At 58.4% G+C, this 6121-nt stretch carries 5 protein-coding genes; 4 read left to right on the top strand and 1 reads right to left on the bottom strand.

Annotation, left to right across the window (positions count from 1 at the left end; all coding sequences use genetic code 11):
• Nucleotides 1–21 precede the first annotated feature (21 nt).
• From ACYYKW_RS22920 to ACYYKW_RS22930, 3 genes are all read left to right on the top strand, one after another.
• Entirely contained in the window at nt 22–216 is a 195-nt protein-coding gene (locus tag ACYYKW_RS22920; protein ID WP_394503545.1) for a hypothetical protein, read from the top strand.
• Between the two features lie 53 nt (nt 217–269).
• Nucleotides 270–452 carry a hypothetical protein gene (locus tag ACYYKW_RS22925; protein ID WP_090282791.1) on the top strand — a complete coding sequence of 61 codons (183 nt, stop codon included), beginning with the start codon at nt 270–272 and terminating at the stop codon, nt 450–452.
• A 242-nt stretch (nt 453–694) separates the two neighbouring features.
• On the top strand, nt 695–1975 hold the full coding sequence (locus tag ACYYKW_RS22930) for an HAAAP family serine/threonine permease (RefSeq protein ID WP_464991237.1): 1281 nt from the start codon (nt 695–697) through the stop codon (nt 1973–1975).
• A gap of 301 nt (nt 1976–2276) precedes the next feature.
• Here ACYYKW_RS22930 and acnB read toward each other — a convergent pair whose 3' ends face one another.
• Complete coding sequence (acnB, locus tag ACYYKW_RS22935) at nt 2277–4886, bottom strand: bifunctional aconitate hydratase 2/2-methylisocitrate dehydratase (RefSeq protein WP_093102518.1); 2610 nt, start codon at nt 4884–4886, stop codon at nt 2277–2279.
• A gap of 468 nt (nt 4887–5354) precedes the next feature.
• On the opposite strand from acnB, the gene ACYYKW_RS22940 reads away from it, so the two are divergent.
• Entirely contained in the window at nt 5355–5825 is a 471-nt protein-coding gene (locus ACYYKW_RS22940) for a DUF1289 domain-containing protein (protein ID WP_093106831.1), read from the top strand.
• Nucleotides 5826–6121: the final 296 nt, after the last annotated feature.

A 6121-nucleotide genomic window follows, 5' to 3' on the forward strand; every position in this document is an offset into this window, starting at 1 on the left:
GCAAAAAGCCAGGGACGGCGCATGTTTGTTGATGATCGCGAAAGCGCAGAAATTGAAAAGCTACAAACGGAAGCACAGAAACTTGGGGCGGAGAGACGCAAACTGCTGGCGGAGGAGGCGAAGTTGAAAAGGGAGACGTTCTTTTATCCCCTTGTGGCCGGCGCTGCCGCTCTGGCTGCGCTCACCACTTTGTTCGGCTTTTTCCTCAAACCGTAAGTGATAGTCGACAGAACCACGTAGCGACCAACCGACCCAGATAAGGGGCCAGTATGAACTCGGAACAACGAAAAGCCAGGATTGAAAAGCTGTACCAGGATGAGTTTGATTTCAGAGAAGCCATGAAGCCTTTTCACAAGGCTGAGATGCGGGAAACAATTGTTCTTTTTGGTGTGGGAATGCTGATCGCTGCGATCGGTATCGCCTTCGCATTGGTGCTGGTTCGATTCGTTTGAGATGTAATGATAATCGTTGGGGCGTTTCGTAAACGACATCGTTCATCTCTATTAACGACATTGTTGCGCTGAAAACGACGCCGACCAGATCTGCACCGCACAACCATTCCTCAGCTAAGTCTTTGCTTCTGTTGATTTATCACGGAGAATCCCGCCCCTGTTTCGGCCGGAGCATGTCTGTCGGTTTTTTCCGACGCGTCCTGACCGAGTGGCAAGTGACCGGAATGCGGAGATCCGACCGGATGAATGATCAGGCCAATAGCGTCGAAGAGCGCTTTGATGCAGCAGCACCCGCTGAACTTTCGAGCTGGAATCGCCAGGACACCACCTGGATGTTGGGACTGTTCGGGACGGCCATTGGCGCCGGCACCCTGTTCCTGCCGATCAACGCGGGTCTGGGGGGCTTCTGGCCGCTGGTGATCCTCGCGCTGCTGGCGTTCCCGATGACGTTCTATGCGCACCGTGGCCTGACGCGGTTCGTGTTGTCCGGTCGTGAAGGCGCCGACATCACCGAGGTGGTCGAGCAGCATTTCGGCATCAAGGCCGGCGCACTGATCACGTTGCTGTACTTCTTCGCCATCTTCCCCATCCTGCTGATCTACAGCGTTGGCCTGACCAACACGGTCGCCAGTTTCCTCGAACACCAACTGCACATCACGCCGCCGCCACGGGCACTGCTGTCGTTCGTGCTGATCCTCGGTTTGCTCGCGGTGGTGCGCTGCGGCGAGCAAGCGATCGTCAAGGCGATGAGCCTGATGGTCTACCCGTTTATCGTTGCGCTGCTGTTTCTAGCGGTGTACCTGATCCCACACTGGAACGGCGGCATTCTCGCCACCGCTTCGCATGTACCAGCACCGTCTGAGCTGTTGCGTACCCTGTGGCTGGCGATTACGGTGATGGTGTTCTCATTCAACCATTCGCCGATCATCTCGGCATTTGCGGTCGACCAGAAACGACGCTACGGCCAGCACGCAGAGGAGCGCAGTTCGCAGATACTGTCGCGCGCCCATGCATTGATGGTGTTGATGGTGATGTTCTTCGTGTTCAGTTGCGTGCTGACGCTGTCGCCGGAGCAACTGGCTGAGGCCAAGGCGCAAAACCTGTCGATCCTGTCGTACCTGGCCAATCATTTCAGTAACCCGACCATCGCTTTTGCAGCGCCGTTGATTGCCTTTGTGGCGATCTCCAAGTCGTTCCTCGGCCACTACATCGGTGCCAGCGAAGGTCTGAAAGGTTTGATCGTCAAGAGCGGCAAGCGTCCCGGGGCCAAGGCACTGGATCGCATCGTCGCGGCGCTCATGCTGGTGATCTGCTGGATCGTGGCGACGCTGAACCCAAGCATTCTGGGGATGATCGAGACGATTGGCGGCCCGGTGATCGCGGCGATTCTGTTCCTCATGCCGATGTATGCGATTCGCAAAGTGCCGGCCATGGCGCGTTATCGTGGGCAGGCGTCGAACGTGTTTGTAACGGCTGTTGGACTGGTGGCTATTTCGGCGCTGGTTTACAAACTGGCGATGTAACGCGGCTTCAATCGATAAGAACCGCTGTGCCTGCCCGGGTACAGCGGTTTTTTTTGGCTCGGGAGCTGAGCATGCTCGCGAGCGGTGAGTCATCAACAATGATGTCGACGGACACTCCGCCATCGCTGGCAAGCCAGCTCCCACAGGGTCATGTGTAAAACTCACCCTCTTGGAACGCCATAAACCTGTGTGGGAGCTGGCTTGCCAGCGATGAGGCCCGAACAGGCAACCACCCTCGATCAGGCATAAAAAAACGCCGCTCATCTCACGATGGGCGGCGTTTTTTTATTGCCTTGCAGCGTTAGGCTTGAACGACCGGGATCTTGGCGTTCGCAGCGGCTTCGCGGAACTCGGCGATCTGGTCGAAGGACAGGTAGCGGTAGACATCGGCCGCCATGCTGTCGATCTTGCCAGCGTATTCCATGTACTCCTCGACGGTCGGCAGGCGACCCAGGATCGAAGCAACGGACGCCAGCTCGGCCGAGGCCAGGTAGACGTTCGCGCCGTCGCCCAGACGGTTCGGGAAGTTACGCGTGGAAGTCGAGACCACAGTGCTGTTCGGCTCAACGCGTGCCTGGTTACCCATGCACAGCGAGCAGCCTGGCATTTCCATGCGTGCGCCGGCCTTGCCGTAGATGCCGTAGTAGCCTTCTTCGGTCAGTTGATGAGCGTCCATCTTGGTCGGCGGCGACAGCCACAGACGGGTTGGCAGCTGACCCTTGACCTGCTCCAGCAGTTTACCGGCAGCGCGGAAGTGACCGATGTTGGTCATGCACGAACCGATGAACACTTCGTCGATCTTCTCGCCAGCAACGCTGGACAGCAGACGGGCGTCGTCCGGATCGTTTGGCGCGCAGAGTACAGGCTCGTTGATCTCGGCCAGATCGATTTCGATGACTTCGGCGTATTCGGCGTCGGCATCGGCTTCCATCAGTTCAGGGTTGGCGATCCAGGCTTCCATCGCTTGAGCGCGACGTTCCAGGGTACGCGCATCGCCGTAGCCTTCGCCGATCATCCAGCGCAGCAGGGTGATGTTGGACTGCAGGTACTCGGTGATCGACTCTTTCGACAGCTTGATGGTGCAACCGGCAGCCGAACGTTCGGCGGAGGCGTCGGACAGTTCGAACGCCTGCTCCAGGGTCAGACCTTCCAGGCCTTCGATTTCCAGGATGCGGCCGGAGAAGGCGTTTTTCTTGCCTTTCTTCTCGACGGTCAGCAGACCGTTCTGGATGGCGAAGTAAGGAATGGCATGAACCAGGTCACGCAGGGTGATGCCTGGTTTCATCTTGCCTTTGAAGCGCACCAGGATCGATTCCGGCATGTCCAGCGGCATGACGCCGGTGGCTGCAGCGAACGCCACCAGACCGGAACCGGCCGGGAACGAAATGCCCATCGGGAAACGGGTGTGCGAGTCACCACCGGTACCGACGGTGTCCGGCAGAAGCATGCGGTTCAGCCACGAGTGGATGATGCCGTCGCCCGGACGCAGGGAAACGCCGCCGCGGGTCATGATGAAGTCAGGCAGGGTGTGGTGGGTGGTCACGTCGATCGGCTTTGGATAGGCCGCGGTGTGGCAGAACGACTGCATCACCAGATCAGCGGAGAAGCCCAGGCACGCCAGGTCTTTCAGTTCGTCACGGGTCATGGGACCAGTGGTGTCCTGAGAGCCCACGGTGGTCATCTTCGGTTCGCAGTAAGTGCCAGGACGAACGCCTTGGCCTTCCGCCAGACCGCAGGCCTTGCCGACCATTTTCTGCGCCAGGGTGAAACCCTTGGTGCTTTCAGCCGGAGCTTCAGGCTTCTTGAACAGATCGAAAGCCGGCAGACCCAGTTCGGCGCGAGCCTTCTCGGTCAGGCCACGGCCGATGATCAGCGGGATACGACCGCCGGCACGGACTTCGTCCAGCAGCACCGGAGTTTTCATTTCGAAGGTGGTGATGACTTCGTCGGTACCGTGCTTGCAGACTTTGCCAGCGTGCGGGTACAGGTCGATCACGTCGCCCATGTTCATGTTCGACACGTCGAACTCGATTGGCAGTGCGCCGGCATCTTCCATGGTGTTGTAGAAGATCGGAGCGATCTTGCTGCCGAAGCAGAAACCGCCAGCGCGCTTGTTCGGCACGTACGGGATGTCGTCGCCGAAGAACCACAGCACCGAGTTGGTGGCCGATTTACGCGAAGAACCGGTACCGACCACGTCACCGACGTAGGCGATCGGGAAGCCCTGGCCGCGCATTTCTTCGATCTGCTTCATCGGGCCGGTCTTGCCTTGCTCGTCCGGAACGATGCCGTCACGGGCCATTTTCAGCATGGCCAGGGCGTGCAGCGGGATGTCTGGACGCGACCAGGCGTCTGGCGCAGGGGAGAGGTCGTCGGTGTTGGTTTCGCCGGTGACCTTGAATACGCGCAGGCTGATCTTGTCGGCCAGCACCGGGCGCTTCTTGAACCACTCGCCATCAGCCCAGGATTGCAGCACGGCCTTGGCGTGAACGTTGCCGTTCTTGGCTTTTTCAGCCACATCGTGGAAGGCGTCGAACATCAGCAGGGTGTGCTTGAGTTCTTCGGCGGCGACTGGCGCCAGCGTGGCGTCGTCCAGCAGTTCAACGAGGGTGACGATGTTGTAGCCGCCCTGCATGGTGCCGAGCAGTTCGACAGCGCGTTTCTTGTCCAGCAGAGGGGAGGAGGCTTCGCCCTTGGCCAGTGCAGACAGGAAGCCGGCCTTGACGTAGGCGGCTTCGTCCACTCCAGGCGGTACGCGGTTGGTGATCAGGTCAACGAGGAAAGCTTCTTCGCCAGCCGGAGGGTTTTTCAGCAGCTCGATCAGGCCTGCTGTTTGTTCGGCGTTAAGCGGCTGGGGAACGATACCCAGGGCTGCACGCTCTTCGATATGTTTGCGGTAGGCTTCAAGCACAGTTATTACCCTCATCAGTGGTCCCAAATGGGTGTCCGGGACGCTCGTCGCGAAATGCTCGTACTCATGCGCTGCGTGGCGTTGTGGGCCACTTGGCCAGAATTACCGGGCATTCCTTACAGAAGCTGCTTTCAAAGTTTTACGCCTGCAGAACGGGGAGCTGATGAGGGTTGGCGTTGGGCTTTTCCCCGCTGGAAAAACCCTTCGCCAACACCGCTCTGAAGGAACGACTGTGCTCGTGACGCTTTGAAAACAGCTTCTAACGGACATTGGCGCCTTAAAAGGCTGGCTGATTCTACGGCAAAAAAAATTTAAAGGTAAGTCGCGCTCTATTGGACTTTCGTGGCAATGGGCGCGCTTGCGGCGAAGTTCCAGCGTGGCTGTAACCCTGACGTCTGAGGGGTGATCAATGGCTGACAAAGGGCTAACATGCCGGTCTGTTCCGCGTTTCAGTGCCTTGCCTACCTTATGCCCAATCAGACCATCAAGACTCCCTGCGTCGGCCTCTGCTCCACTGTTTACGGTGACTTGGTCTGCCGTGGCTGCAAGCGTTTCCACCACGAAGTGATCCACTGGAATGGTTATGACGAAGAGCAGAAGCGCGCGGTGTGGCTGCGTCTGGAGCAATTGCTGTCTCAAGTGATGGCAAGCAAGGTCGAGATCTTCGACCCGGCGCGCCTGCGCGAACAGCTGGAACAGCGCAAGATCCGCTTCGTGCCGCATCAGTCGGAATATTGCTGGGCCTATCAGCTGATTGCCCGCGGCGCGCGGGTGATCGTTAATCTGGAAGCGTACGGGATGGTTTTGCTGCCGGAGTTTCGCGACTGGAACCTGCCGGAACTGCGCGATGCCATTGATCGGGAATTCTTCCTGCTGTCGGAAGCGCATTATCAGCGCTACATCGCCCCCGGGTTCCTCAAGGACGCCTTCGGCGCCTGAACATCAAAAGCTTCGCGAGCAGGCTCCGCTCAGTAATCGGTGTGGAATACAGATCCGAGGCATCAGCGGATCCTGTGGGAGCTGGCTTGCCAGCGATGACGTCGGCCCATCCAGTATCGGTGTGACTGACTCACCGCCATCGCTGGCAAGCCAGCTCCCACAGGGGAATGCATTTCAACTACTGGAATGCATTTCAATTGTGGGAGATTCTATGGTTCATGCCTAGCCCCTAAACGCCTTTGGGTGAGTATTCGCTCTGGTTTTTCAACAGAGCAAATACCACCCGTGCAAGCTTG

The sequence above is a fragment of the Pseudomonas sp. 15C genome (assembly GCF_055484735.1).

Coding starts and splice junctions, on each gene's coding strand:
- ACYYKW_RS22920 (WP_394503545.1), top strand. CDS start 22: ATGTTTGTTGATGATCGCGAAAGCGCAGAAATTGAAAAGCTACAAACG.
- ACYYKW_RS22925 (WP_090282791.1), top strand. CDS start 270: ATGAACTCGGAACAACGAAAAGCCAGGATTGAAAAGCTGTACCAGGAT.
- ACYYKW_RS22930 (WP_464991237.1), top strand. CDS start 695: ATGAATGATCAGGCCAATAGCGTCGAAGAGCGCTTTGATGCAGCAGCA.
- ACYYKW_RS22940 (WP_093106831.1), top strand. CDS start 5,355: ATGCCCAATCAGACCATCAAGACTCCCTGCGTCGGCCTCTGCTCCACT.